At 56.2% G+C, this 25,180-nt stretch carries 27 protein-coding genes and 1 tRNA gene; 26 read left to right on the top strand and 2 right to left on the bottom strand.

Features of this window, described 5'->3' with window-relative positions; all coding sequences use genetic code 11:
• Positions 1–305: 305 nt before the first annotated feature.
• The 9 genes from G6L28_RS08670 to rpoC all read left to right on the top strand — a co-directional run bounded on the left by G6L28_RS08670 (position 306) and on the right by rpoC (position 12,753).
• A tRNA-Trp gene (locus tag G6L28_RS08670) sits at positions 306–381 on the top strand.
• Positions 382–569: 188 nt separating this feature from the next.
• A complete protein-coding gene (secE, locus tag G6L28_RS08665; protein ID WP_003523719.1) occupies positions 570–770 on the top strand; it encodes a preprotein translocase subunit SecE in 201 nt (66 codons plus the stop codon).
• A gap of 20 nt (positions 771–790) precedes the next feature.
• Positions 791–1,321, top strand: a complete 531-nt coding sequence (gene nusG, locus G6L28_RS08660; protein WP_174063371.1) for a transcription termination/antitermination protein NusG — start codon at positions 791–793, stop codon at positions 1,319–1,321.
• 215 nt (positions 1,322–1,536) lie between these two features.
• A complete protein-coding gene (rplK, locus tag G6L28_RS08655; protein ID WP_174063370.1) occupies positions 1,537–1,968 on the top strand; it encodes a 50S ribosomal protein L11 in 432 nt (143 codons plus the stop codon).
• Positions 1,969–1,970: 2 nt separating this feature from the next.
• Positions 1,971–2,666 (top strand): 50S ribosomal protein L1, encoded by a 696-nt coding sequence (gene rplA / locus G6L28_RS08650; RefSeq protein ID WP_174063369.1) that lies wholly within the window; start codon positions 1,971–1,973, stop codon positions 2,664–2,666.
• 343 nt (positions 2,667–3,009) lie between these two features.
• On the top strand, positions 3,010–3,528 hold the full coding sequence (gene rplJ, locus G6L28_RS08645; protein WP_062450732.1) for a 50S ribosomal protein L10: 519 nt from the start codon (positions 3,010–3,012) through the stop codon (positions 3,526–3,528).
• A 58-nt stretch (positions 3,529–3,586) separates the two neighbouring features.
• Positions 3,587–3,964, top strand: coding sequence for a 50S ribosomal protein L7/L12 (gene rplL, locus G6L28_RS08640; protein WP_174063368.1), 378 nt, complete (start codon positions 3,587–3,589; stop codon positions 3,962–3,964).
• Between the two features lie 260 nt (positions 3,965–4,224).
• Positions 4,225–8,364 (top strand): DNA-directed RNA polymerase subunit beta, encoded by a 4,140-nt coding sequence (gene rpoB, locus G6L28_RS08635; RefSeq protein ID WP_174063367.1) that lies wholly within the window; start codon positions 4,225–4,227, stop codon positions 8,362–8,364.
• A 180-nt stretch (positions 8,365–8,544) separates the two neighbouring features.
• Positions 8,545–12,753, top strand: coding sequence for a DNA-directed RNA polymerase subunit beta' (gene rpoC / locus G6L28_RS08630; RefSeq protein ID WP_174063366.1), 4,209 nt, complete (start codon positions 8,545–8,547; stop codon positions 12,751–12,753).
• Positions 12,754–13,014: 261 nt separating this feature from the next.
• Here rpoC and G6L28_RS08625 read toward each other — a convergent pair whose 3' ends face one another.
• Positions 13,015–13,560 (bottom strand): hypothetical protein, encoded by a 546-nt coding sequence (locus G6L28_RS08625; protein ID WP_234902507.1) that lies wholly within the window; start codon positions 13,558–13,560, stop codon positions 13,015–13,017.
• Positions 13,561–13,678: 118 nt separating this feature from the next.
• Here G6L28_RS08625 and G6L28_RS08620 point away from each other — a divergent pair, with 118 nt between their 5' ends.
• Positions 13,679–13,903, top strand: a complete 225-nt coding sequence (locus G6L28_RS08620) for an antitoxin MazE family protein (RefSeq protein ID WP_174063365.1) — start codon at positions 13,679–13,681, stop codon at positions 13,901–13,903.
• Positions 13,900–14,223, top strand: coding sequence for a type II toxin-antitoxin system PemK/MazF family toxin (locus tag G6L28_RS08615; RefSeq protein WP_174063364.1), 324 nt, complete (start codon positions 13,900–13,902; stop codon positions 14,221–14,223). Before G6L28_RS08620 ends, G6L28_RS08615 begins: the two co-directional genes overlap by 4 nt.
• A gap of 34 nt (positions 14,224–14,257) precedes the next feature.
• Here G6L28_RS08615 and G6L28_RS08610 read toward each other — a convergent pair whose 3' ends face one another.
• Entirely contained in the window at positions 14,258–14,551 is a 294-nt protein-coding gene (locus tag G6L28_RS08610) for a transcriptional regulator (protein WP_174063363.1), read from the bottom strand.
• 526 nt (positions 14,552–15,077) lie between these two features.
• Between G6L28_RS08610 and rpsL the strand changes: the two genes are divergently transcribed.
• The 15 genes from rpsL (at position 15,078) to rpsQ (ending at position 24,966) form a co-directional block, all read left to right on the top strand.
• Positions 15,078–15,449: a 30S ribosomal protein S12 gene (gene rpsL, locus G6L28_RS08605; RefSeq protein WP_003507760.1), complete on the top strand. Its 372-nt coding sequence runs from the start codon at positions 15,078–15,080 to the stop codon at positions 15,447–15,449.
• 77 nt (positions 15,450–15,526) lie between these two features.
• Positions 15,527–15,997 (top strand): 30S ribosomal protein S7, encoded by a 471-nt coding sequence (gene rpsG / locus G6L28_RS08600; protein ID WP_174063362.1) that lies wholly within the window; start codon positions 15,527–15,529, stop codon positions 15,995–15,997.
• A 27-nt stretch (positions 15,998–16,024) separates the two neighbouring features.
• On the top strand, positions 16,025–18,124 hold the full coding sequence (gene fusA / locus G6L28_RS08595; protein WP_174063361.1) for an elongation factor G: 2,100 nt from the start codon (positions 16,025–16,027) through the stop codon (positions 18,122–18,124).
• A 66-nt stretch (positions 18,125–18,190) separates the two neighbouring features.
• The gene (tuf, locus tag G6L28_RS08590) at positions 18,191–19,366 is read left to right on the top strand and encodes an elongation factor Tu (RefSeq protein ID WP_174063360.1); all 1,176 of its coding nucleotides are present in this window, start codon (positions 18,191–18,193) and stop codon (positions 19,364–19,366) included.
• Positions 19,367–19,675: 309 nt separating this feature from the next.
• Positions 19,676–19,984, top strand: a complete 309-nt coding sequence (rpsJ, locus tag G6L28_RS08585; RefSeq protein ID WP_003507767.1) for a 30S ribosomal protein S10 — start codon at positions 19,676–19,678, stop codon at positions 19,982–19,984.
• 206 nt (positions 19,985–20,190) lie between these two features.
• Complete coding sequence (gene rplC / locus G6L28_RS08580; protein ID WP_174063359.1) at positions 20,191–20,832, top strand: 50S ribosomal protein L3; 642 nt, start codon at positions 20,191–20,193, stop codon at positions 20,830–20,832.
• Positions 20,833–20,844: 12 nt separating this feature from the next.
• Positions 20,845–21,465: a 50S ribosomal protein L4 gene (gene rplD, locus G6L28_RS08575; RefSeq protein WP_027677428.1), complete on the top strand. Its 621-nt coding sequence runs from the start codon at positions 20,845–20,847 to the stop codon at positions 21,463–21,465.
• Positions 21,462–21,755, top strand: a complete 294-nt coding sequence (locus G6L28_RS08570) for a 50S ribosomal protein L23 (protein WP_174063358.1) — start codon at positions 21,462–21,464, stop codon at positions 21,753–21,755. Before rplD ends, G6L28_RS08570 begins: the two co-directional genes overlap by 4 nt.
• A 44-nt stretch (positions 21,756–21,799) precedes the next feature.
• Positions 21,800–22,636, top strand: a complete 837-nt coding sequence (rplB, locus tag G6L28_RS08565) for a 50S ribosomal protein L2 (RefSeq protein WP_174063357.1) — start codon at positions 21,800–21,802, stop codon at positions 22,634–22,636.
• A gap of 15 nt (positions 22,637–22,651) precedes the next feature.
• The gene (rpsS, locus tag G6L28_RS08560; RefSeq protein WP_027677425.1) at positions 22,652–22,930 is read left to right on the top strand and encodes a 30S ribosomal protein S19; all 279 of its coding nucleotides are present in this window, start codon (positions 22,652–22,654) and stop codon (positions 22,928–22,930) included.
• A gap of 2 nt (positions 22,931–22,932) precedes the next feature.
• Positions 22,933–23,322: a 50S ribosomal protein L22 gene (gene rplV / locus G6L28_RS08555; protein ID WP_037172087.1), complete on the top strand. Its 390-nt coding sequence runs from the start codon at positions 22,933–22,935 to the stop codon at positions 23,320–23,322.
• Entirely contained in the window at positions 23,322–24,053 is a 732-nt protein-coding gene (rpsC, locus tag G6L28_RS08550; protein ID WP_027677423.1) for a 30S ribosomal protein S3, read from the top strand. Before rplV ends, rpsC begins: the two co-directional genes overlap by 1 nt.
• Positions 24,054–24,091: 38 nt before the next feature.
• Positions 24,092–24,505, top strand: a complete 414-nt coding sequence (gene rplP / locus G6L28_RS08545) for a 50S ribosomal protein L16 (RefSeq protein WP_027677422.1) — start codon at positions 24,092–24,094, stop codon at positions 24,503–24,505.
• 12 nt (positions 24,506–24,517) lie between these two features.
• Positions 24,518–24,718 carry a 50S ribosomal protein L29 gene (gene rpmC / locus G6L28_RS08540; protein ID WP_027677421.1) on the top strand — a complete coding sequence of 67 codons (201 nt, stop codon included), beginning with the start codon at positions 24,518–24,520 and terminating at the stop codon, positions 24,716–24,718.
• A gap of 11 nt (positions 24,719–24,729) precedes the next feature.
• The gene (gene rpsQ, locus G6L28_RS08535; protein WP_027677420.1) at positions 24,730–24,966 is read left to right on the top strand and encodes a 30S ribosomal protein S17; all 237 of its coding nucleotides are present in this window, start codon (positions 24,730–24,732) and stop codon (positions 24,964–24,966) included.
• The last annotated feature ends 214 nt before the right edge of the window (positions 24,967–25,180 follow it).

Genomic DNA, 25,180 nt, shown 5'->3' with positions numbered 1-25,180 from the left:
GCTTTTTTGTTGTTCCGATGGACGCTGAAGTCTTGAATGTGAAGCGCTATATTTGCGAAGGCTGTCATCTTGGTCGCGCCTCGTTTAGCACTCAGAAACGTCAAAAAATCAAACATCACCATTCGGTGGCGTGCTTTGTTTGATGGGAATTAATCGCCTTGTTAGGGAGGGGGCGAATTAAGTTTGTGCACAACGTCAGGGCTTTGTGAAAAAAAGAAAAAAACACTTGCCAATCCAGATAAGTAGCCTTAAACGGGCGGCACGGACACTGATGTGGATTGAAGCTCACCAGATTGTTCGGATTTAGGGGTATAGCTCAGTTGGTAGAGCGGCGGTCTCCAAAACCGCAGGTCGTAAGTTCGAGCCTTACTGCCCCTGCCACTTCCTCACTCGCAAGCGCGCAACTTCGCTGCATGGCGGATGGGGTGCCGGTCATCCGGCGAATTTCGCCGAATATCGATTTCCTCTTGTTAAAAAGGGAATCGGTGTTTATGTAGGGTCAAAACAGACACGCGGTGCGTGGGGCTGATTAGTATCGGCTTTACGCGCCGTAATTGCGTGGGCAGTCAATGGCATCCAAAACCAACCCGTTTACGTTTCTGCAGCAGGTGCGCGCCGAAGCGTCAAAGATCACTTGGCCGTCGCGCCGCGAGACCATGATTTCCACGGCGATGGTGCTGGTAATGGTTATCTTTGCGGCTCTGTTCTTCTTTGCGGCAGATCAGCTCATTGGCTGGTTGCTCAGCCTCGTGCTGAATGTCGGCCGCTAACGAATTGAACGGAGAGTAAGATGGCAGCGCGCTGGTACATTGTTCAGGCATATTCTAATTTTGAAAAGAAGGTCGCCGAGTCGATCGAGGAGAAGGTCCGCCAGAAGGGTCTTGACCATCTTTTCGAAAAAGTTCTCGTTCCGACCGAAAAGGTCGTCGAAGTTCGTCGCGGTCGCAAGGTCGATAGCGAGCGTAAGTTCTTTCCAGGTTACGTGCTGGTGCGCGCAAATCTGACGGATGAGGCTTATCACCTCATCAAGAATACCCCTAAGGTGACCGGTTTCCTCGGTTCGGACAACAAGCCTGTTCCGATCCCTGATTCCGAAGCCGATCGCATCCTGGGTCAGGTCCAGGAGGGTGTCGAGCGTCCGAAGTCTTCGGTGTCGTTCGAAATCGGTGAGCAGGTTCGCGTTTCCGATGGTCCTTTCGCGTCGTTCAACGGTGTGGTTCAGGACGTTGATGAAGAGCGCGCCCGTCTGAAGGTCGAAGTTTCGATCTTCGGTCGCGCTACTCCGGTCGAACTGGAATATGCGCAGGTCGAGAAGGTCTGAAGAAGTTTAGAGAGGCGCTTATGCGCCTTTCATCCAATGCATCATAAAGTATCGGCAAGTTGTTGATCGTGAATGATGTGATGCGGCATAGCCGCAAACCGCGTGGAAGATCGGCTGGCTCTTAGCCGGGGCAGGGATCGCACCACGCAACCGCAGCCGCCGGATTTTCCGGCACATGAGCCGGGAAACCGGTTCGATTTGAAAGGCAGAGAGATATGGCTAAGAAAGTTGCAGGCCAGCTCAAGCTTCAGGTTAAGGCAGGATCGGCAAACCCGTCCCCGCCAATCGGCCCGGCGCTTGGTCAGCGTGGCATTAACATCATGGAATTCTGCAAGGCGTTCAACGCCGCTACGCAGGAAATGGAAAAGGGTATGCCGATCCCGGTCGTCATCACCTATTACCAGGACAAGTCCTTCACCTTCGTCATGAAGCAGCCGCCGATGACGTATTGGCTGAAGAAGGAAGCCAAGATCACTGCCGGTTCCAAGACGCCTGGCAAGGGCGCTAAGGCCGGCTCCATCACCAAGGCTCAGGTCAAGACGATCGCAGAAGCCAAGATGAAGGATCTGAACGCAGCCGACATCGAAGGCGCAATGGCGATGGTTGAGGGCTCTGCCCGCGCCATGGGCCTGGAAGTGGTAGGTTGATCATGGCAAAGCTTGCAAAGCGCGTACAGAGGATCCGCGAAGGCGTTGATCCAAAGACCCTCTACGTCCTGACTGATGCCATTTCGATGGTTAAGGAGCGGGCAGTCGCCAAGTTCGACGAAACCGTTGAAGTTTCGATGAACCTCGGTGTTGACCCACGTCACGCAGACCAGATGGTTCGCGGCGTTGTCAACCTGCCGAACGGCACAGGCCGCGACGTTCGCGTTGCTGTCTTCGCTCGCGGTGCCAAGGCTGACGAAGCCAAGGCTGCCGGTGCAGACATCGTCGGCGCAGAAGACCTGCTCGAAATCGTTCAGGGCGGCAAGATCGACTTCGACCGCGTTATCGCGACCCCTGACATGATGCCGCTCGTCGGCCGTCTTGGTAAGGTTCTCGGCCCACGCGGCATGATGCCGAACCCTAAGGTCGGTACGGTTACGATGGACGTTGCTGGAGCTGTTAAGGCTTCCAAGGGCGGCGCTGTCGAGTTCCGCGTCGAAAAGGCTGGTATCGTCCATGCTGGTATCGGCAAGGCCTCCTTCGACGCCAAGGCGCTCGAAGAGAACATCAAGGCTTTCGCTGATGCCGTCATCAAGGCAAAGCCAGCTGGCGCCAAGGGTAACTACGTCAAGCGCGTAGCGATTTCCTCGACCATGGGTCCTGGCGTTCGCATCGAGCCTTCGTCGGTTACGGCATAATGAATTCGCCGCGTCTCCTCTGGAGGTGCGGCACACAAGATTTCCGGCTCGCAAGGGCCGGGAATTTCCAGGGAAACCTGGAATTCCTGTCCGAGATTGCAGGTGGTTAGGTCCTTAATCACTTTGCCTGCATGAGACGGGTAAGAGCCCGGATTTTCGCACCGAGTGGTGCTTAATAATCCGGTTCGAACCTGATGTGCCTGTGCCTGAAGCCGTTTGCGGCGACAGAGCGGGGGACAGGATCCTCAAGCGTCGCTTGGGATTTCGGTGACGAAATTCCTTGAGGCAAAGGCAAACCCGATGGGTGCACATTCAATGTGTATTCATCTACTGGAGACAGACAGTGGAAAGAGCGGAAAAACGCGAATTCGTCACGGAGCTGAACGAAGTCTTCAAGGCTTCCGGTTCAGTTGTCGTGGCCCACTATGCTGGTGTCACAGTTGCGCAGATGAACGATTTTCGTTCGAAAATGCGTGCTGCTGGCGGCACCGTCAAGGTCGCGAAGAACCGCCTGGCCAAGATCGCTCTTCAGGGTACGGAGTCGGAAGGGATCATCGATCTCTTCAAGGGACAGACGCTGATTGCATACAGCACTGACCCTATGATTGCTCCGAAAGTCGTCATGGACTTCGCAAAGACCAACGATAAAGTCGTTGTTCTCGGCGGTGCCATGGGTGCAACCACGCTCAACGCCGAAGCAGTCAAGTCGCTCGCGACCCTGCCTTCGCTGGACGAGCTGCGTGCAAAGCTGCTGGGCCTCTTCGCGGCTCCTGCAACGCGCGTCGCTACGGTTGTCGCAGCACCTGCAAGCCAGCTTGCACGCGTGTTCTCGGCTTACTCAAAGAAGGACGAAGCCGCTTAAGGCGGTTTTTCGCTGTAAATATTCAAACCGGTTCGAACCGAATTAAAGGAACTATAACATGGCTGATCTCGCAAAGATCGTTGAAGACCTCTCCGCTCTGACAGTTCTGGAAGCTGCTGAGCTTTCCAAGCTGCTCGAAGAAAAGTGGGGCGTTTCTGCTGCTGCTCCTGTAGCAGTTGCTGCTGCTGGCGGTGCTGCTGCTGCTGGCCCTGCTGAAGAAGAAAAGACTGAATTCGATGTTATCCTCGTTGACGCTGGCGCCAACAAGATCAACGTCATCAAGGAAGTTCGCGGCATCACAGGTCTCGGCCTGAAGGAAGCCAAGGACCTCGTTGAAGGCGCTCCTAAGGCTGTTAAGGAAGCTGTTTCCAAGGCTGAAGCTGCTGACCTCAAGAAGAAGCTCGAAGACGCCGGCGCTAAGGTCGACGTTAAGTAATCTTCTGATTACCGGATGGGAGAAGGAAATCCTTCTCCCATTTGTTACTTTGTTGAAACCGATTACCCAAGAACCGCGTGAAAACGGTTCTTGGGTAATGGGTTCTTCAAGAGAATGGTTCCGAACCGGCTCATCAAGGCAATCCGGCCTGATCGATCCGGGATGTGGAACGAGATTGAATTTACCCATTGTTCGACGGGGTCGACTGGCCATCGGTTCCCGTCCGTTGCAGGCCCGGATGCAATTTTAAAGGAGCGACGATGGCTCAGACCCTTTCGTTTAACGGTCGCAGGCGCGTACGCAAGTTTTTCGGCAAAATTCCAGAAGTAGCGGAAATGCCGAACCTCATCGAGGTTCAGAAGGCTTCGTACGACCAATTCCTCATGGTTGACGAGCCCAAGGGCGGTCGTCCCGACGAGGGATTGAATGCAGTCTTCAAGTCCGTATTCCCGATCACCGATTTTTCCGGCGCATCCATGCTCGAATTCGTATCTTACGAATTCGAAGCGCCGAAGTTCGACGTTGAGGAATGCCGTCAGCGCGATCTGACCTACGCAGCGCCGCTCAAGGTGACGCTGCGCCTCATCGTGTTCGATATCGATGAAGATACAGGCGCAAAGTCGATCAAGGACATCAAGGAACAGTCCGTTTACATGGGCGACATGCCGCTCATGACCAACAACGGTACGTTCATCGTCAACGGTACCGAGCGCGTTATCGTGTCTCAGATGCACCGTTCGCCGGGCGTGTTCTTCGACCACGACAAGGGCAAGAGCCACTCTTCCGGCAAGCTCCTTTTCGCTGCTCGCGTCATTCCTTATCGCGGTTCGTGGCTCGATATCGAATTCGACGCCAAGGACATCGTGTTCGCCCGTATCGACCGTCGCCGCAAGATCCCGGTTACGTCGCTGCTGATGGCGCTCGGCATGGACGGCGAAGAAATTCTGTCGACCTTCTACACCAAGGCTACCTATGTTCGTGAAGGCGACAGCTGGCGGATTCCATTCCAGCCTGAGACGCTGAAGAACGCCAAGGTCATCACCGAAATGGTTGATGCCGACACGGGCGAAGTCGTCGTTGAAGCTGGCAAGAAGCTCACTCCGCGTCTGCTCCGCCAGCTATCCGACAAGGGCCTCAAGGCCCTGAAGGCCAGCGACGAAGACCTGTACGGCAACTACCTTGCGGAAGACATCGTCAACTACGAGACGGGTGAAATCTATCTCGAAGCCGGCGATGAAATCGACGACAAGACGCTGACCGTCATCCTCGGCAACGGCTTTGGCGAGATTCCGGTTCTCAACATCGACCACGTCAATGTTGGCGCTTACATTCGCAACACGCTGTCTGCAGACAAGAACGAGAACCGTCAGGACGCTCTGTTCGACATCTATCGCGTCATGCGTCCGGGCGAACCGCCGACCATGGATTCTGCCGAAGCCATGTTCAACTCGCTGTTCTTCGACGCCGAGCGTTACGATCTTTCGGCTGTTGGCCGCGTGAAGATGAACATGCGCCTCGACCTCGACGCGGAAGACACCGTGCGCACGCTGCGCAAGGAAGACATTCTGGCCGTGGTCAAGATGCTGGTCGAACTGCGCGACGGCAAGGGCGAAATCGACGACATCGACAACCTCGGCAACCGCCGTGTTCGTTCCGTCGGTGAGTTGATGGAAAACCAGTACCGTCTCGGTCTGCTGCGTATGGAACGCGCGATCAAGGAACGTATGTCCTCGATCGAAATCGACACCGTAATGCCGCAGGACCTGATCAACGCCAAGCCCGCTGCTGCTGCCGTTCGTGAATTCTTCGGTTCTTCGCAGCTGTCGCAGTTCATGGACCAGGTGAACCCGCTTTCGGAAATCACCCACAAGCGCCGTCTTTCGGCTCTTGGACCGGGTGGTCTGACCCGCGAGCGCGCAGGCTTCGAAGTCCGCGACGTTCACCCGACCCACTATGGCCGTATTTGCCCGATCGAAACGCCGGAAGGCCCGAACATCGGTCTGATCAACTCGCTCGCAACCTTTGCCCGCGTCAACAAGTACGGCTTCATCGAAAGCCCGTACCGCAAGATCGTGGACGGCAAGGTGACGACGGACGTGATCTACCTCTCCGCTATGGAAGAGGCGAAGTATTACGTTGCTCAGGCTAATGCCGAGCTGGACGCTGAAGGCGCATTCACGGAAGAATTCGTGGTTTGCCGTCACTCCGGCGAAGTTATGCTGGCTCCGCGTGACAACATCAACCTGATGGACGTTTCGCCGAAGCAGCTGGTTTCGGTCGCTGCGGCTCTCATCCCGTTTCTGGAAAACGACGACGCCAACCGCGCTCTCATGGGCTCGAACATGCAGCGTCAGGCCGTTCCGCTTCTGCGTGCCGAGGCTCCGTTTGTCGGAACCGGCATGGAGCCAGTGGTTGCCCGCGACTCCGGCGCCGCTATTGCAGCCCGTCGTGGCGGCGTGGTCGACCAGGTGGATGCGACGCGTATCGTTATCCGTGCAACGGAAGATCTCGATGCTGGCAAGTCCGGCGTTGACATCTATCGTCTGCAGAAGTTCCAGCGCTCCAACCAGAACACCTGCGTCAACCAGCGTCCGCTGGTCGCCGTCGGCGATATTCTGAACAAGGGCGACATCATCGCTGACGGTCCTTCGACCGATCTCGGCGACTTGGCACTTGGCCGCAACGCGCTCGTCGCGTTCATGCCATGGAACGGTTACAACTACGAAGACTCGATCCTGATGTCCGAGCGCATCGTCTCCGACGACGTGTTCACCTCCATTCACATCGAAGAATTCGAAGTGATGGCCCGTGACACCAAGCTTGGTCCGGAAGAAATCACGCGTGATATTCCGAACGTTTCGGAAGAGGCGCTGAAGAACCTCGACGAAGCCGGTATCGTCTACATCGGTGCGGAAGTTCAGCCGGGTGATATCCTCGTCGGCAAGATCACGCCGAAGGGCGAAAGCCCGATGACGCCGGAAGAAAAGCTTCTGCGCGCCATCTTCGGTGAAAAGGCTTCCGACGTTCGCGACACCTCCATGCGCATGCCTCCGGGCACGTTCGGTACGGTCGTCGAAGTTCGCGTGTTCAACCGTCACGGCGTCGAAAAGGACGAACGTGCGATGGCTATCGAGCGCGAGGAAATCGAGCGTCTGGCCAAGGACCGCGACGACGAACAGGCAATTCTTGACCGCAACGTTTACGGCCGTCTGGTCGACATGCTGCGCGGCCAGGTTTCCATTGCCGGTCCGAAGGGCTTCAAGAAGGGCGTCGAGCTTTCCAACGCCGTCGTCTCTGAATATCCCCGCTCGCAGTGGTGGATGTTCGCTGTCGAAGACGAGAAGGTTCAGGCCGAACTCGAAGCGCTTCGCGGTCAGTACGACGAATCCAAGTCGCGCCTTGAACAGCGCTTCATGGACAAGGTCGAGAAGGTCCAGCGCGGCGACGAAATGCCTCCAGGCGTCATGAAGATGGTCAAGGTCTTCGTTGCTGTTAAGCGCAAGATCCAGCCGGGCGACAAGATGGCTGGCCGTCACGGTAACAAGGGCGTCGTCTCGCGTATCGTGCCTGTCGAAGACATGCCCTTCCTGGAAGACGGTACGCATGTCGACATCTGCTTGAACCCGCTGGGCGTGCCTTCGCGCATGAACGTCGGTCAGATTCTCGAAACGCACCTCGCTTGGGCTTGCGCCGGTATGGGCAAGAAGATCGGCGATATGCTTGAAGAGTATCACAAGTCGCTCGACATCACCGACCTGAAGCGTGAGCTTACCGAAGTCTACGCTTCGGAAGCCAAGGACGAAGTGTCTCAGTTCGACGACGAGTCCCTGATCCGTCTTGCCGAACAGTCCAAGAAGGGCGTTTCGATTGCGACGCCGGTCTTCGACGGTGCGCATGAGCCTGACGTTGCCTCGATGTTGAAGCGTGCTGGTCTGAACGAGTCGGGTCAGTCCGTGCTGTACGATGGTCGTACCGGTGAAACTTTCGACCGTAAGGTCACCGTCGGCTACATGTACATGATCAAGCTGAACCACCTTGTCGACGACAAGATCCACGCTCGCTCGATCGGTCCTTACTCGCTCGTCACCCAGCAGCCGCTGGGCGGCAAGGCGCAGTTCGGCGGACAGCGCTTCGGGGAAATGGAAGTCTGGGCTCTGGAAGCTTACGGCGCAGCCTACACGCTGCAGGAAATGCTCACCGTCAAGTCTGACGACGTGGCGGGCCGCACCAAGGTTTACGAAGCGATCGTCCGTGGCGACGATACCTTCGAAGCCGGTATTCCGGAGAGCTTCAACGTTCTCGTCAAGGAAATGCGGTCTCTGGGCCTTTCCGTCGAGCTGGAGAACTCCAAGCTCGATGAGCAGCAGGGCGCCGATCAGCTGCCCGACGCGGCGGAATAAGATCAAAGAAGGCAGGCGCTTCAAAAGGGCGCCTGCCAGTTCGCTCACGGATGCTTGTTCGTGAATGGACACTTTCGCCGCATTTTGCGGATAGATCCATGTTTGAAGCACTGGCCGGTCAGCCCGGGAAAGATCGCGCCAGATGCAAGCAAGGGGCTCCACCCCTTAAGGAGACAAGGCATGAACCAAGAGGTCATGAATCTTTTCAACCCGCAGGTGCCCGCGCAGCATTTCGATTCCATCCGGATTTCGATCGCTTCGCCGGAAAAAATCCTGTCGTGGTCCTACGGCGAGATCAAGAAGCCGGAAACCATCAACTACCGCACGTTCAAGCCTGAGCGTGACGGCCTGTTCTGCGCGCGCATTTTCGGACCGATCAAGGACTACGAGTGCCTCTGCGGCAAGTACAAGCGCATGAAGTACAAGGGCATCATCTGCGAAAAGTGCGGCGTGGAAGTCACGCTGTCGCGCGTTCGTCGTGAGCGCATGGGCCATATCGAGCTCGCAGCACCTGTTGCCCACATCTGGTTCCTGAAGTCGCTGCCTTCGCGTATCTCGACCCTGCTCGACATGACGCTGAAGGATGTAGAGCGCGTTCTCTACTTCGAAAACTACATCGTGACAGAACCTGGCCTGACTTCTTTGAAGCAGAACCAGCTTCTGTCCGAAGAAGAGTACATGATCGCTGTCGATGAATTCGGTGAAGACCAGTTCACCGCCATGATCGGCGCTGAAGCGATCTATGAAATGCTCGCTTCCATGAACCTTGAGAAGATTGCGGGCGACCTGCGTTCCGATCTGGCCGAGACGACCTCGGACCTCAAGCAGAAGAAGCTGATGAAGCGCCTGAAGATCGTCGAGAACTTCATGGAATCCGGCAACCGTCCGGAATGGATGATCATGAAGGTCGTTCCAGTGATCCCGCCGGACCTGCGTCCGCTGGTTCCGCTGGATGGTGGCCGTTTCGCGACGTCCGACCTGAACGATCTCTATCGCCGCGTCATCAACCGTAATAATCGTCTGAAGCGCCTGATCGAGCTTCGCGCACCGGGCATCATCATCCGCAACGAAAAGCGTATGTTGCAGGAATCCGTTGACGCGCTGTTCGACAACGGCCGTCGCGGTCGCGTCATCACGGGTGCCAACAAGCGTCCGCTGAAGTCGCTCTCCGACATGCTCAAGGGCAAGCAGGGCCGCTTCCGTCAAAACCTTCTCGGCAAGCGCGTCGACTACTCCGGTCGTTCCGTTATCGTGACGGGTCCTGAGCTGAAGCTGCACCAGTGCGGCCTTCCGAAGAAGATGGCGCTCGAACTGTTCAAGCCGTTCATCTATGCCCGCCTCGACGCGAAGGGTTACTCCTCCACCGTCAAGCAGGCCAAGAAGCTGGTTGAAAAGGAAAAGCCGGAAGTCTGGGATATCCTGGATGAGGTTATCCGCGAGCATCCGGTTCTTCTGAACCGCGCGCCGACGCTCCACCGTCTGGGCATCCAGGCTTTCGAACCCACGCTGGTCGAAGGCAAGGCTATCCAGCTGCATCCGCTCGTCTGCACGGCCTTTAACGCCGACTTCGACGGCGACCAGATGGCTGTTCACGTTCCACTGTCGCTTGAAGCGCAGCTGGAAGCACGCGTGCTGATGATGTCGACCAACAACATTCTGCACCCTGCAAACGGCCAGCCGATCATCGTTCCTTCGCAGGACATGGTTCTCGGTCTCTACTACCTCTCGATCATGAACGAACGCGAGCCTGGCGAAGGCATGGCCTTCTCCGACATGGGCGAGTTGCATCATGCTCTGGAAAACAAGGTCGTGACGCTGCATGCGAAAATTCGCGGTCGCTTCAAGACTGTTGATGCCGATGGCAAGCCTGTTTCGAAGATCTATGAAACGACCCCTGGTCGTATGATCATCGGCGAGCTTCTGCCAAAGAACGTCAACGTGCCGTTCGAGACCTGCAACCAGGAAATGACCAAGAAGAACATCTCCAAGATGATCGACACGGTCTACCGTCATTGCGGCCAGAAGGACACGGTCATTTTCTGTGACCGCATCATGCAGCTTGGCTTCACGCATGCCTGCCGCGCCGGTATTTCCTTCGGCAAGGACGACATGATCATTCCTGAAACCAAGGAAAAGATCGTTGGCGACACCGAAACCTTGGTCAAGGAATACGAACAGCAATACAATGACGGCCTGATCACTCAGGGCGAAAAGTACAACAAGGTCGTTGACGCCTGGGGCAAGGCAACCGAGAAGGTCGCGGAAGACATGATGGCCCGCATTAAGGCCGTCGAGTTCGACCAGGAGACCGGTCGTCAGAAGCCGATGAACGCCATCTACATGATGTCTCACTCCGGTGCGCGTGGCTCTCCGAACCAGATGCGTCAGCTTGGTGGTATGCGCGGCCTGATGGCCAAGCCATCGGGCGAAATCATCGAGACGCCGATCATCTCGAACTTCAAGGAAGGCCTGACCGTTAACGAGTACTTCAACTCGACCCACGGTGCCCGTAAGGGTCTCGCAGACACCGCCTTGAAGACGGCCAACTCCGGTTACCTGACACGTCGTCTCGTGGACGTCGCACAGGACTGCATCGTCAACTCCCGTGATTGCGGCACCGACAAGGGCCTCACCATGACTGCCATCGTCGATGCCGGTCAGGTCGTTGCTTCGCTCGGCGCACGTATTCTCGGTCGTACATCGCTCGATGACATCGACAATCCGGTGACAGGTGAAAACCTCGTCAAGGCCGGCACGTTGATGGACGAAGCCGATGTCGCAGCCATCGAGAAGGCTGGTATTCAGTCCGTTCGCATTCGTTCGGCTCTGACCTGCGAAATTCAGGTTGGCGTTTGCGGCGTCTGCTACGGTCGTGACCTTGCACGCGGTACACCTGTCAACATGGGCGAAGCCGTCGGCGTTATCGCAGCTCAGTCCATCGGTGAGCCGGGCACACAGTTGACCATGCGTACGTTCCACCTTGGTGGCACGGCCAACGTGGTTGACCAGTCGTTTCTTGAAGCGTCGTATGAAGGTACGATCCAGATCAAGAACCGTAACAGCCTGCGCAACTCCGAAGGCATTCTCATCGCGATGGGGCGTAACATGTCCGTCACCATTCTCGATGAGCGTGGCGTCGAGCGTTCCTCGCAGCGCGTAGCCTACGGCTCGAAGCTGTTCGTGGATGATGGCGACAAGGTCAAGCGCGGTCAGCGTCTTGCAGAATGGGACCCTTACACCCGTCCAATGATGACGGAAGTGGAAGGTACGGTTCACTTCGAAGATCTGGTCGACGGTCTCTCCGTTCTCGAAGCGACCGACGAATCCACCGGTATCACCAAGCGTCAGGTTATCGACTGGCGTTCGACACCACGTGGTTCCGATCTGAAGCCTGCCATCGTCATCAAGGACGCATCTGGTGCAGTGATGAAGCTGGCTCGCGGTAGCGAAGCACGCTTCCCATTGTCGGTGGACGCTATCCTCTCGGTCGAGCCTGGCATGAAGGTCTTCCAGGGCGATGTGCTTGCACGTTCTCCTCTGGAAAGCGCCAAGACCAAGGACATCACCGGTGGTCTGCCGCGCGTTGCCGAACTCTTCGAAGCGCGTCGTCCGAAGGATCACGCTATCATCGCCGAAATCGATGGCACGATCCGTCTGGGCCGCGACTACAAGAACAAGCGTCGCGTTCAGATCGAACCTGCGGAAGATGGCGTCGAGCCAGTCGAATACCTGATCCCGAAGGGCAAGCCCTTCCATCTTCAGGAAGGCGACTACATCGAGAAGGGTGAATACATTCTCGATGGTAACCCGGCACCGCACGACATTCTGGCGATCAAGGGCGTGGAAGCACTCGCTTCCTACCTCGTGAACGAAATCCAGGAAGTCTACCGCTTGCAGGGCGTTGTCATCAACGACAAGCATATCGAAGTGATCGTGCGTCAGATGTTGCAGAAGGTGGAAATCACCGATGCAGGCGACAGCCATTACATCGTCGGCGACAGCGTCGATCGCATCGAGATGGAAGACAACAACGATCGTCTGATCGAAGAAGGCAAGAAGCCTGCCTATGGCGAGCCGGTTCTGCTCGGTATCACCAAGGCATCGCTTCAGACGCCGTCCTTCATCTCGGCTGCTTCGTTCCAGGAAACCACAAAGGTTCTCACGGAAGCTGCAATCGCCGGCAAGACGGACACGTTGCAGGGTCTCAAGGAAAACGTCATCGTCGGCCGCCTCATCCCGGCCGGTACTGGTGGCACCATGACGCAGATCCGCCGTATCGCGACGACCCGCGACGACCTCATCATCGAGGAGCGCAAGAAGAGCACAGGCTCCGCTTCTGCCAACCAGATGCTGCAGGACATGACCGACAAGGCTCCGGCTGCCGAGTAATCGGTCGTCAGGGCGGGGGGGGCTTCGTAAAGAGGTTCTGGCTGGTTGAAATAGAAACGCCCGGAGTGATCCGGGCGTTTTTGCGTTTCAAAGAACGATTTAAGGCGGTAGGCTTACGGTGTGTTCAGCTCTCGTCTAGTTCGATAAGAACAGCTACGAAACGACAGCCTTCAGTCCGTTTCAACTACCGTCTCGGTAGCAACTGGGACATATACGGGCCACTCGATTTTTCCCAAAGCTTGGAGGCTTCTCTGCATTTCTTCACGTTTGGCAAGGCTTTGGTGCCGAAAAGCCCATCCGACCGAAAGAATTTCTCCGATAACGCGCCATTAGCTTTGCAATCTCGGGAATTCCTGACATGTCAATTGACCAACCCATCGGCGCAAAATGCACGAACTGGTTCCTGATATCTACGTGAAAGCGCCGTAACCAACGCAATTCAGTTTGATTGATTACGATACCGGCAGCATTGCTGCGATCCCCAGCTGAATAAGGTTTCCTCACGGCTAGAAGCAAATCTGGAAGCGCCATCAAATAGATGTCTGGCGGTTTGACTTTAGGATCAGTAACGGAGTTTTCAAAATAGGCATGCCACTCGAGGGCGTTGCGTTTGGTTACTGCACCCAATGGAGTTGCAGTTGTGGTAAGGTGGCAAACGCATGCGCCTTGTAGCGCCGAATGCAACGCCAATACGACCCATTTCCACGCTAAGGGGTCCTCGGCAACGAACTGTGCTGCTCGTATAGCGTGGCGGATTGATCCTGCCACATCCTCCGTCTCACTTGTTTGTATCCAACGATCCTTCATCCGTTTCTCCCGGAGCCGAGTACCAAGTTAAGTGAGTCAGTGGTGCATGAAGAACCCACACTTTACATACAAAGTCTCCACGTATACTGTTACATGTAACAATTTTTGGAGAAGTGATATGGTGACCTCGGTTAATCAACGTGTGCACAAGCGGCGCGAAGCCATGCGTGCCTCTGGCCTTCGTCCGGTTCAAATATGGGTGCCAGACACGCGACGTACTGGTTTCGCAGAAGAGTGTCGTCGTCAGGCAGTAGCGGTGGCTATTGCCGATGCGCATGACATTGAATTCGATGCATTCGCGGACGCTGCGTTGGCTGACTTGGCTGATGAGGCTTCCGAGTGAGGCGAGGGGATTTTGTGACTGTTTCTGTCTCTGGCGATTTCGGAAAGCCGCGCCCGGCTCTTGTTATCCAGTCGGATTACTTTTCAGAAACAGCGACTGTTACCGTATTATTGCTTTCAGGAACGCTGGTTGAAGCACCCTTCATCCGTATTACGGTTACTCCGTCGCCTCAAAACGGTTTGACGAAGCCGTCTCAGGTCATGGTCGATAAGTCGATGACGGTTATGCGTGAAAAGATTGGGCCAGCGTTTGGTCGTATAGACGACGACATGTTGCTTTCAATCACGCGATCACTAGCGGTCTTTGTCGGTATAGCCTGAGCGCGCCAGCAAGCGTAGTGCGCTCAGGCGTGAATTAAGCAAACCGGATAATCGCCACTTCACCTTCTAATGCGCCCTGATAGGCGGACGCATGTGGCTCTTCATCGGGGATTTCGGTGAGCATTCCGATCTGATCCAGGTCTGCTTCGAGAAAGCCTTCTTCGGACAGAGCGTTAAGGGCTTCGCGGACAGCGGTGTCATCGTCCGGCGCGCGCAGGATGATGTGAATGTCGATGCCGTCTTCGTCTTCGCGCTCATAGGCTTTGCCAATAACGATGAAGACCATGGCGTCGTCGCGTCCGTTGTCGTTGTCTGGTTCTGTGATCATGACGCGATTCCTCTTTTATAAACTGTGTTCGTGGGACCATGTCCGAAACTTGGCCAGCGGCTTTTGTTCCTGTGGTCGCCTTGAGGGAATCAATAGACGGATTTTATGAAAAGCCAAAGGCTTGAATGGGAAAACCTTAAACGGGGAGGGGCTTTATGGTAAATCCCTTTCGAAACGCCTGTTCCCAAGGCGTTGCGGCCTGCGGCGTGAGGACTAAATTCGGATTCACCCTTGACGAAAGCTGGCTAAAACAGTAGTACGCCCGCCATCGGAGCCAATGTGAGGTTTGGCCGTCTGGGATGACTCGTTCCGGACATCACCTCAAACAGGGAACCAAAAACACGTACGAGACACGAATGTTGCACGCAAGACGTAAGAATTTACGTCCTCTGCATTGAGTGGTCCATCCGTGAAAACCGGATCGGGCCACGTTTTGCGCATGAGGCTATGCGTGCATCGTTGCCGGAAACGGTATAGCCGCCACTCGTCAAGAGTGGCTAAAGTAGTTTTTGCAAGGGATGGTTATATGCCTACCGTAAACCAGCTGATCCGTAAGCCACGTCAGGCACAGGTAAAGCGTAACAAGGTTCCTGCTCTGCAGGAAAACCCACAGAAGCGCGGCGTTTGCACACGCGTTTACACGACGACCCCTAAGAAGCCTAACTCGGCTCTTCGTAAGGTTGCCAAGATCCGCCTGACCAACGGCTTCGAAGTCATCGGCTACATTCCTGGTGAAGGTCACAACCTTCAGGAACACTCTGTCGTCATGATCCGCGGCGGCCGCGTAAAGGACTTGCCGGGCGTTCGTTACCACATCATCCGTGGTGTTCTCGATACGCAGGGCGTCAAGAACCGTAAGCAGCGTCGTTCGAAGTACGGTGCAAAGCGTCCGAAGTAATTCGGCTTCACAAATTCCGGCGCTGCGCGAGGTTCTCCGCGTGGTAAAGCGTCATTCAAAGTTGAGAGACAAATAGTATGTCCCGTCGCCATAGTGCAGAAAAGCGTGAGATCAACCCGGATCCAAAGTTCGGTGATCTGGTCGTCACCAAGTTCATGAATGCCATCATGCTTCATGGCAAGAAGTCCGTTGCAGAAAGCATCGTTTACGGCGCATTCGACGTCGTTCAGGGCAAGACGAAGTCTGAGCCGCTCGGCGTGTTCCACTCCGCGCTCGACAACGTTGCTCCGCACGTCGAAGTTCGTTCGCGTCGCGTTGGTGGTGCAACCTACCAGGTTCCAGTCGATGTTCGCCCGGAACGCCGTCAGGCTCTCGCCATCCGTTGGCTGATCGCTGCTGCGCGCAAGCGCAACGAAACAACCATGGTCGATCGCCTGTCCGGCGAACTCATGGATGCTGCGAACAACCGTGGTTCTGCCGTCAAGAAGCGCGAAGACACGCACAAGATGGCTGACGCCAACCGCGCATTCTCGCATTACCGCTGGTAATCTAACCGATCCGAAAGGCAGTCCGTTATGGCTCGCGAATATAAAATCGAAGACTACCGCAATTTCGGTATCATGGCGCATATCGACGCCGGCAAGACGACCACCACCGAGCGTATTCTCTACTACACCGGTAAGTCGCACAAGATCGGCGAAGTTCATGATGGCGCAGCCACGATGGACTGGATGGAGCAGGAACAGGAGCGTGGCATCACGATCACCTCTGCTGCTACCACGACCTTCTGGAAGGGTCGCGATGGCAAGATGCGCCGTTTCAACATCATCGACACCCCCGGCCACGTTGACTTCACCATTGAAGTCGAGCGTTCGCTGCGCGTTCTCGACGGTGCTATTGCGCTTCTCGACGCCAACGCCGGTGTCGAGCCGCAGACAGAAACCGTCTGGCGTCAGGCAGAGAAGTACAACGTTCCGCGTATGATCTTCTGCAACAAGATGGACAAGACCGGCGCTGACTTCTACCGCTCGGTAGAAATGATCAAGACCCGTCTCGGCGCTACAGCAGTTGTCATGCAGCTGCCGATCGGTGCGGAAACCGAGTTCAAGGGCGTTATCGACCTGATCGAGATGAACGCACTCATCTGGCGCGACGAATCGCTCGGCGCTCAGTGGGACGTCGTCGAAATTCCGGAAGACATGAAGGCCAAGGCTGAAGAATATCGCGAAAAGCTGATCGAGACCGTTGTCGAGATCGACGAAGAAGCGATGGAAGCCTACCTGAACGGCGACATGCCGGACAACGACAAGATCCGCGAACTCGTTCGCCGCGGCACCATCGACGTGAAGTTCCACCCGATGTTCTGCGGTACCGCGTTTAAGAACAAGGGCGTTCAGCCTCTTCTCGACGCCGTTGTCGATTACCTGCCTTCTCCGCTGGACATTCCTGCGATCAAGGGCATCGACTTCAAGACGGAAGCCGAAATCGAGCGTCACGCTGACGATTCCGAGCCGCTTTCCATGCTCGCGTTCAAGATCATGAACGACCCCTTCGTCGGTTCGCTCACCTTCGCACGCATCTACTCGGGCAAGCTTGAAAAGGGTACGTCCGTCATCAACACGGTCAAGGACAAGCGCGAGCGCGTCGGTCGTATGTTGCAGATGCACTCCAACAGCCGTGAAGACATCGAAGAAGCCTTCGCTGGCGACATCGTTGCTCTGGCTGGCCTCAAGGAAACGACAACAGGCGATACGCTTTGCGATCCTCTGAAGCCGGTTATCCTCGAGCGCATGGAATTCCCTGAGCCGGTTATCCAGATCGCTATCGAGCCGAAGACCAAGGGCGACCAGGAAAAGATGGGCCTCGCGCTCAACCGCCTGGCTGCTGAAGATCCTTCGTTCCGCGTCAAGACGGATGAAGAATCCGGTCAGACGATCATCGCTGGCATGGGCGAACTTCACCTCGACATTCTCGTTGACCGTATGCGTCGCGAGTTCAAGGTTGAAGCGACCGTCGGTGCTCCGCAGGTTGCTTACCGCGAAACGATCACGAAGTCGCACGAAGAAGACTACACGCACAAGAAGCAGTCCGGTGGTACCGGTCAGTTCGCACGCGTCAAGATCCTCTTCGAACCGAACCCAGAAGGCGAAGACTTCAAGTTCGAGTCCAAGATCGTCGGTGGTGCTGTTCCGAAGGAATACATCCCGGGCGTTCAGAAGGGTATCGAAAGCGTTCTGTCTTCCGGTCCTCTCGCTGGCTTCCCGATGCTCGGCGTCAAGGCTACCCTGTTCGATGGCGCATACCACGACGTCGACTCCTCGGTACTGGCGTTCGAAATCGCATCGCGTGCCTGCTTCCGTGAAGCAGCGAAGAAGGCTGGTGCACAGCTTCTCGAGCCGATGATGAAGGTTGAGGTTGTTACTCCTGAAGATTACGTCGGTGACGTGATCGGCGATCTGAACTCGCGTCGCGGTCAGATCCAGGGTCAGGAATCGCGCGGCATCACGATCGTGATCAGCGCACATGTTCCGCTCGCGAACATGTTCAAGTACGTCGATAACCTGCGCTCCATGTCTCAGGGCCGTGCACAATACTCGATGACCTTCGACCACTACGCACCGGTTCCAAGCAACGTTGCTGCGGACATCCAGGCAAAGTATTCCGGTCAGAAGTGACCGGGGTACGCCCCAAACGAGATTTAAAGTTTATTCCCGCTTAGGGACCAGAATGGAGAGCCACTAATGGCAAAGAGCAAGTTTGAGCGCAATAAGCCGCACGTCAACATCGGCACGATCGGTCACGTTGACCACGGCAAGACGTCTTTGACTGCAGCGATCACGAAGTTCTTCGGCGAGTTCAAGGCGTATGACCAAATCGACGCCGCTCCTGAAGAAAAGGCTCGTGGTATCACGATTTCGACGGCCCACGTAGAGTATGAGACGCCAAACCGTCACTATGCGCACGTCGACTGCCCCGGCCACGCCGACTACGTGAAGAACATGATTACCGGTGCTGCGCAGATGGACGGCGCGATCCTGGTTTGCTCTGCTGCTGACGGCCCAATGCCACAGACCCGCGAGCACATCCTGCTTGCTCGTCAGGTGGGCGTTCCGGCGATCGTCGTGTTCCTCAACAAGGTCGACCAGGTTGACGACGCAGAACTGCTCGAGCTCGTTGAGCTTGAAGTTCGCGAACTTCTGTCGTCCTACGACTTCCCAGGCGACGATATTCCAATAGTCAAGGGTTCGGCTCTTGCAGCTCTTGAAGACTCTGACAAGAAGATCGGTGAAGACGCAATCCGCGAGCTGATGGCTCAGGTTGACGCCTACATTCCGACGCCTGAGCGTCCAATCGACCAGCCGTTCCTGATGCCGATCGAAGACGTGTTCTCGATCTCTGGCCGTGGTACGGTTGTGACGGGTCGCGTTGAGCGCGGTATCGTCAAGGTTGGCGAAGAAGTCGAAATCGTCGGCATCAAGGCAACGTCGAAGACGACGGTTACCGGCGTTGAAATGTTCCGCAAGCTGCTCGATCAGGGCCAGGCTGGCGACAACATCGGCGCACTGGTTCGCGGCGTTACCCGTGACGGCGTCGAGCGTGGTCAGATCCTTTGCAAGCCAGGTTCTGTGAAGCCGCACAAGAAGTTCATGGCAGAAGCCTACATCCTGACGAAGGAAGAAGGCGGCCGTCATACGCCGTTCTTCACGAACTACCGTCCTCAGTTCTACTTCCGTACGACGGACGTGACCGGTATTGTTTCGCTTCCAGAAGGCACGGAAATGGTTATGCCAGGCGACAACGTCACCGTTGAAGTCGAACTGATCGTTCCGATCGCGATGGAAGAAAAGCTGCGCTTCGCTATCCGCGAAGGCGGCCGTACCGTCGGCGCCGGCATCGTTGCCTCGATCATCGAATAATTTCGAACGACTGTAATTCTGGCCGGCGGCGGTGTAGAAACACCGCCGCCGGACTTTTGATGAAAAAGCATATCGGCGCTGCACTTTAGTGCTTGAAAATTTCGGTGAAAGCGCGTAAACGCGCACTCACATTCACCGCCGGAGTCGCAAGCGATTGCGGATTCGGGTGATTAGCAATACAGACAAACGAAATGATTGGGTTGCGATCACGCATTCCTCTCGATTTTTGAAAATCTGCGGCGCCACGATCAACTAGGTTCATGTATTTCCGCGTGCGGAAATCAATAATAAAGAACAAGGACAAGACGAATGAACGGCCAGAATATCCGTATCCGCCTCAAGGCGTTTGACCACCGGATCCTCGATGCCTCTACCCGTGAAATCGTGTCGACCGCCAAGCGCACCGGCGCCAGCGTTCGCGGCCCGGTTCCGCTGCCTACCCGCATTGAAAAATTTACTGTTAACCGTTCTCCCCACGTGGATAAGAAGAGCCGTGAGCAGTTCGAAATGCGGACGCACAAGCGTCTTCTCGACATCGTTGACCCTACTCCGCAGACTGTGGACGCGCTGATGAAGCTCGACCTCGCTGCGGGCGTTGATGTTGAAATCAAGCTCTAAGACCTCGGCCTCCTAGCGAAAGCAAAGGCCGATACAACGAGACCGGAACTCACTTTTTTGGGTGAGGGCCAATAACAAGGAAGGTACGTGGAGTAATCCAACGTCTTCCAATCCGGAGACCGGAAACATCGTGAGATGTCGAAGGGAACTCCTTAACAAAGGCCGATAAGGGTTTTCCCTTCAAGGCTCGCAAGAGGAATGAACCAATGCGTTCAGGTGTGATTGCACAAAAGCTGGGAATGACCCGCGTCTATAACGACGCTGGTGAACATATCCCGGTAACAGTATTGCGCATGGATAACGTACAAGTCGTTGCCCAGCGCACGGAAGACAAGAATGGCTACATCGCAGTTCAGCTCGGTGCCGGCCAGTCCAAGGTCAAGAACACGACAAAGGCGCTTCGCGGCCATTTCGCTGCTGCCAATGTCGAGCCGAAAGCAAAGCTCGTCGAATTCCGGGTCTCCGCTGAGAACCTGATCGACGTCGGTGCAACACTGACCGCAAATCATTTTCAAGCCGGCCAGCTGGTCGACGTCACAGGCACCACGATCGGTAAAGGTTTTGCCGGTTCGATGAAGCGTCACAACTTCGGTGGTGGTCGCGCTTCTCACGGTAACTCGATCTCGCACCGTGCGCATGGTTCGACCGGTTCGAACCAGGATCCGGGCAAGGTCTGGAAGGGCAAGCGCATGGCTGGCCATATGGGTAGCACACGCGTCACCACCCAGAATCTGGAAGTGGTCTCGACCGACGAAGATCGCGGTTTGATCCTCGTCAAGGGCGCTGTACCTGGGTCCAAGGGTTCCTGGATCGTTGTCCGCGATGCCGTTAAGTCGGCTGCGAAGTAAGGGAGCCTTATCATGGAATTGAACGTCAAGACCCTCGAGGGAAAAGACGCCGGCAAGGTAGCCCTGTCGGACGAAATTTTCGGCCTCGATCCACGCCAGGACATTCTGGCCCGCGTCGTTCGCTGGCAGCTTGCCAAGAAGCAGCAGGGAACGCACAAGTCCAAGAACCGTTCGGAAGTTTCCCGCACGGGCGCCAAGATGTACAAGCAGAAGGGTACGGGCCGCGCTCGTCACCATTCGGCTCGCGCACCGCAGTTCCGCGGCGGCGGCAAGGCCCACGGCCCAGTCGTTCGCAGCCACGCTCATGATCTTCCCAAGAAGGTTCGTGCGCTCGGCCTGCGCCTCGCCCTGTCTGCAAAGGCAAAGGCTGAAGAACTGATCATCGTCGATCAGCTCATCGCATCGGACGCAAAGACAAAGGCTCTGCTGGGCAACTTTGCTTCGCTCGGCCTGACCAACGCTCTCGTAATCGGCGGCGCAGAACTTGATGGCAACTTCAAGCTCGCAGCTCAGAACATCCCGAATGTGGACGTTCTGCCGGTTCAGGGCATCAACGTTTACGACATCCTGCGCCGCGGCAAGCTCGTGCTGTCCAAGGCTGCGGTTGAAGCCCTCGAGGAGCGGTTCAAATGACGGATCTTCGCCACTACGATGTGATCGTATCTCCTTCGATCACCGAAAAGTCGACGCTGGTATCCGAACAGAACCAGGTCGTATTCAACGTCGCCAAGGACGCTTCGAAGCCTGAAATCAAGGCAGCAATCGAAGCTCTCTTCGGCGTCAAGGTCACGGGTGTGAACACGCTTATCCGCAAGGGTAAGACGCGCCGTTTCCGTGGATTCGCTGGCAAGCAGAAGGACGTCAAGAAGGCGATCGTCACGCTTGCTGAAGGTCAATCCATCGACGTGTCCACCGGACTCTAAAGGTTAGGCCCAAGCGGGCAAAGACCCAAAAGGGAACAAATACAATGGCATTGAAAAGTTTCAATCCGACCACACCTAGCCAGCGCCAGCTGGTTATTGTGGACCGCGCTTCGCTCTACAAGGGCAAGCCGGTAAAGGCCCTGACGCAGGGTCTCTCTTCGAAGGGTGGCCGTAACAACCAGGGCCGGATCACCGTTCGTTTCCAGGGCGGCGGTCACAAGCGGACCTACCGTCTGGTAGACTTCAAGCGTCGTAAGTTCGACGTTGAAGGTACGGTCGAGCGTCTGGAATATGACCCTAACCGCACCGCATTCATCGCGCTCGTGACATACACGGACGGCGAACAGGCTTACATTCTCGCGCCACAGCGTATTGCTGCTGGTGACAAGGTGATCGCCTCCGACAAGGCAGTGGACGTGAAGCCAGGCAACACAATGCCGCTTCAGTACATTCCAGTCGGCTCGATCATCCATAACGTCGAGATGAAGCCGGGCAAGGGCGGTCAGATCGCTCGCTCCGCCGGTACGTACGCACAGCTCGTTGGCCGCGATGCCGGCATGGCAATCCTGCGTCTCAACTCCGGTGAACAGCGTCTGGTGCACGGCTCCTGCCTCGCATCGATCGGTGCTGTTTCCAACGCGGACCACGGCAACATCAACGACGGCAAGGCCGGTCGTTCGCGTTGGCGCGGCAAGCGTCCGCATGTTCGCGGCGTTGTCATGAACCCGGTCGACCACCCACACGGTGGTGGTGAAGGTCGCACGTCCGGTGGTCGTCACCCAGTGACGCCATGGGGCAAGCCTACCAAGGGCAAGCGCACCCGCTCGAACAAGTCGACCGACAAGTTCATCATGCGTTCGCGCCATCAGCGCAAGAAGTAAGAGAGGAAGTCTCAAGTGGCTCGTTCAGTATGGAAAGGTCCGTTTGTTGACGGTTATCTTCTCGCTAAGGCTGAGAAGGTACGCGCTGGCGGAAGAAGTGAAGTAATCAAGATCTGGAGCCGTCGCTCCACGATCCTGCCGCAGTTCGTAGGTCTGACCTTCGGCGTTTACAACGGCAGCAAGCATGTGCCCGTCTCCGTCAACGAAGACATGGTCGGTCACAAGTTCGGTGAATTCTCTCCGACCCGGACCTATTACGGTCATGGCGCGGACAAGAAGGCAAAGAGGAAGTAATCATGGCGAAGGCTAAGACCGAACGCCGGCTGAAGGACAATGAGGCTCAAGCCATTGCCCGTACGCTCCGCGTCAGCCCCCAGAAACTGAACCTGGTCGCCGCTCTTATCCGTGGCAAGAAGGTTGATCGCGCTCTCGCCGAGCTCGAGTTCTCGCGCAAGCGTATCGCTTCCACCGTCAAGAAGACGCTGGAATCGGCTATCGCAAACGCTGAAAACAACCATGACCTCGACGTCGACGCTCTCGTCGTCGCCGAGGCCTATGTTGGCAAGTCCATTACCATGAAGCGTTTCCATGCTCGTGGTCGTGGCCGTGCATCGCGCATCGAAAAGCCGTTCTCTCACCTCACGATCGTTGTTCGTGAAGTCGAGGAAAAAGGGGAGGCCGCATAATGGGTCAGAAAATCAATCCAATCGGCTTCCGCCTCGGCATTAACCGTACGTGGGATAGCCGCTGGTATGCGGACACCAACGAATACGGTAACCTGCTGCATGAAGACCTTGCTATCCGTGCCTACCTCGTGAAGGAGCTGAAGCAGGCCGGTATTGCAAAGGTCGTGATTGAGCGCCCACACAAGAAGTGCCGCGTGACCATTCACTCTGCTCGTCCGGGCCTTATCATCGGCAAGAAGGGCGCTGACATCGAGAAGCTTCGCAAGAAGATCTCCGAGATGACCAGCTCCGAAACGCACCTCAACATCGTTGAAGTGCGCAAGCCGGAAGTCGATGCAACGCTCGTTGCTCAGTCGATTGCCCAGCAGCTGGAACGCCGCGTGGCTTTCCGTCGCGCCATGAAGCGCGCCGTACAGTCCGCTCTGCGCCTTGGCGCAGAAGGCATCAAGATCACCTGCGCAGGCCGTCTTGGCGGCGCGGAAATCGCTCGTACCGAATGGTACCGCGAAGGCCGCGTTCCGCTTCATACGCTGCGTGCCGACATCGACTACGGTACGGCTGAAGCCGAAACCGCTTTCGGTATCTGCGGCATCAAGGTCTGGATCTTCAAGGGCGAAATCCTTGAGCACGATCCGATGGCTTCCGAGCGTCGTACGCTCGAAAACGATGCTCAGGGTCCTGCAAGCCGTGAGCGTGGCGATCGTGGCGATCGCCGTCGCGAAAACGCTTGATTGACGCTGGCGAAAGATAAGCTCGGAGAAGTAATAAAATGTTGCAGCCAAAGCGTACTAAGTACCGTAAGCAGTTCAAGGGACGCATCAAGGGCGTCGCCAAGGGCGGCTTTGACCTGGCATTCGGTGAATTCGGCTTGAAGTCGCAGGAACCGAACCGCGTGAATGCACGCGAGATCGAAGCGGCCCGCCGCGCGATCACGCGTTACATGAAGCGCGCAGGTCGCGTTTGGATCCGTGTATTCCCCGATACTCCGGTCACGGCGAAGCCGACCGAAGTTCGTATGGGTAAGGGCAAGGGTTCGGTTGATTACTGGGCATGCAAGGTCAAGCCCGGTCGTATGATGTTCGAGATCGACGGTGTTTCCGAGGAGATCGCCCGTGAGGCGCTTCGTCTCGGCGCAGCCAAGCTCTCGGTCAAGACGCGCTTTGTACAGCGCATCGCAGAGTAAGGAGCAAGGCACATGAAAGCCGAAGATATTCGCGGCCTCAGCGCCGATCAGCTCAAGGACAAGCTGGCTGACCTGAAAAAGGAACAGTTCAACTTGCGTTTCCAGAAGGCCACCGGCCAGCTGGAAAAGTCCTCGCGCATCAACGAAGTCCGTAAGGACATCGCCCGGATCAAAACCATTGCTGCCCAAAAGGCCGCAGAAGCCAAGGCCTAAGGAAGAATACTATGCCTAAACGCATTCTCCAGGGCGTCGTTGTATCCGACAAGAACGAAAAGACCGTCGTAGTCCGCGTTGAGCGCCGTTTCGCTCACCCGCTGCTGCAGAAGACTGTTCGTCGTTCCAAGAAGTACAAGGCGCACGACGAAAACAACCAGTATAAGGTCGGCGATGTGGTTTCCATCGAGGAATGCGCACCGATCTCCAAGGATAAGCGCTGGACGGTTGTTGCCGCTCACGCTTAATTTCAACAGAATCGCGCCGACTCACTTGTATTCGGCGCGGAAATCTGTATGAAACACCGCAAGGACGCTCGTGACCCGAGCGTCTTTTGCTTTGATGCGCACGGAAGGTCCGTCTCGGAAACCACCCTGTCACGATTATTCCGCGCAAAAACAGAGATTTCATAAGCTGGAACAGGGGGCCTCATCCATGATGCATGCCCAACCGGTCTGGTAA

Source organism: Agrobacterium larrymoorei (genome assembly GCF_013322225.1).
Lineage (GTDB): Bacteria > Pseudomonadota > Alphaproteobacteria > Rhizobiales > Rhizobiaceae > Agrobacterium > Agrobacterium larrymoorei_A.
Note: the sequence above shows the minus strand (reverse complement) of the source record. Positions and strands in the feature narration are given on the sequence as shown.

Excerpts from the sequence above, each read along its gene's own strand:
- rplK (WP_174063370.1), top strand. The coding sequence starts at position 1,537 with ATGGCTAAGAAAGTTGCAGGCCAGCTCAAGCTTCAGGTTAAGGCAGGA.
- rplB (WP_174063357.1), top strand. The coding sequence starts at position 21,800 with ATGGCATTGAAAAGTTTCAATCCGACCACACCTAGCCAGCGCCAGCTG.
- rpsC (WP_027677423.1), top strand. The coding sequence starts at position 23,322 with ATGGGTCAGAAAATCAATCCAATCGGCTTCCGCCTCGGCATTAACCGT.
- rplA (WP_174063369.1), top strand. The coding sequence starts at position 1,971 with ATGGCAAAGCTTGCAAAGCGCGTACAGAGGATCCGCGAAGGCGTTGAT.
- rplP (WP_027677422.1), top strand. The coding sequence starts at position 24,092 with ATGTTGCAGCCAAAGCGTACTAAGTACCGTAAGCAGTTCAAGGGACGC.
- rpoC (WP_174063366.1), top strand. The coding sequence starts at position 8,545 with ATGAACCAAGAGGTCATGAATCTTTTCAACCCGCAGGTGCCCGCGCAG.
- nusG (WP_174063371.1), top strand. The coding sequence starts at position 791 with ATGGCAGCGCGCTGGTACATTGTTCAGGCATATTCTAATTTTGAAAAG.
- G6L28_RS08610 (WP_174063363.1), bottom strand. The coding sequence starts at position 14,551 with ATGATCACAGAACCAGACAACGACAACGGACGCGACGACGCCATGGTC.
- fusA (WP_174063361.1), top strand. The coding sequence starts at position 16,025 with ATGGCTCGCGAATATAAAATCGAAGACTACCGCAATTTCGGTATCATG.
- rpmC (WP_027677421.1), top strand. The coding sequence starts at position 24,518 with ATGAAAGCCGAAGATATTCGCGGCCTCAGCGCCGATCAGCTCAAGGAC.
- rpsG (WP_174063362.1), top strand. The coding sequence starts at position 15,527 with ATGTCCCGTCGCCATAGTGCAGAAAAGCGTGAGATCAACCCGGATCCA.
- rplV (WP_037172087.1), top strand. The coding sequence starts at position 22,933 with ATGGCGAAGGCTAAGACCGAACGCCGGCTGAAGGACAATGAGGCTCAA.
- rpsQ (WP_027677420.1), top strand. The coding sequence starts at position 24,730 with ATGCCTAAACGCATTCTCCAGGGCGTCGTTGTATCCGACAAGAACGAA.
- rpsL (WP_003507760.1), top strand. The coding sequence starts at position 15,078 with ATGCCTACCGTAAACCAGCTGATCCGTAAGCCACGTCAGGCACAGGTA.
- rplC (WP_174063359.1), top strand. The coding sequence starts at position 20,191 with ATGCGTTCAGGTGTGATTGCACAAAAGCTGGGAATGACCCGCGTCTAT.
- G6L28_RS08570 (WP_174063358.1), top strand. The coding sequence starts at position 21,462 with ATGACGGATCTTCGCCACTACGATGTGATCGTATCTCCTTCGATCACC.
- rpsJ (WP_003507767.1), top strand. The coding sequence starts at position 19,676 with ATGAACGGCCAGAATATCCGTATCCGCCTCAAGGCGTTTGACCACCGG.
- secE (WP_003523719.1), top strand. The coding sequence starts at position 570 with ATGGCATCCAAAACCAACCCGTTTACGTTTCTGCAGCAGGTGCGCGCC.
- rplL (WP_174063368.1), top strand. The coding sequence starts at position 3,587 with ATGGCTGATCTCGCAAAGATCGTTGAAGACCTCTCCGCTCTGACAGTT.
- tuf (WP_174063360.1), top strand. The coding sequence starts at position 18,191 with ATGGCAAAGAGCAAGTTTGAGCGCAATAAGCCGCACGTCAACATCGGC.
- G6L28_RS08625 (WP_234902507.1), bottom strand. The coding sequence starts at position 13,560 with ATGAAGGATCGTTGGATACAAACAAGTGAGACGGAGGATGTGGCAGGA.
- rplD (WP_027677428.1), top strand. The coding sequence starts at position 20,845 with ATGGAATTGAACGTCAAGACCCTCGAGGGAAAAGACGCCGGCAAGGTA.
- rpoB (WP_174063367.1), top strand. The coding sequence starts at position 4,225 with ATGGCTCAGACCCTTTCGTTTAACGGTCGCAGGCGCGTACGCAAGTTT.
- G6L28_RS08620 (WP_174063365.1), top strand. The coding sequence starts at position 13,679 with ATGGTGACCTCGGTTAATCAACGTGTGCACAAGCGGCGCGAAGCCATG.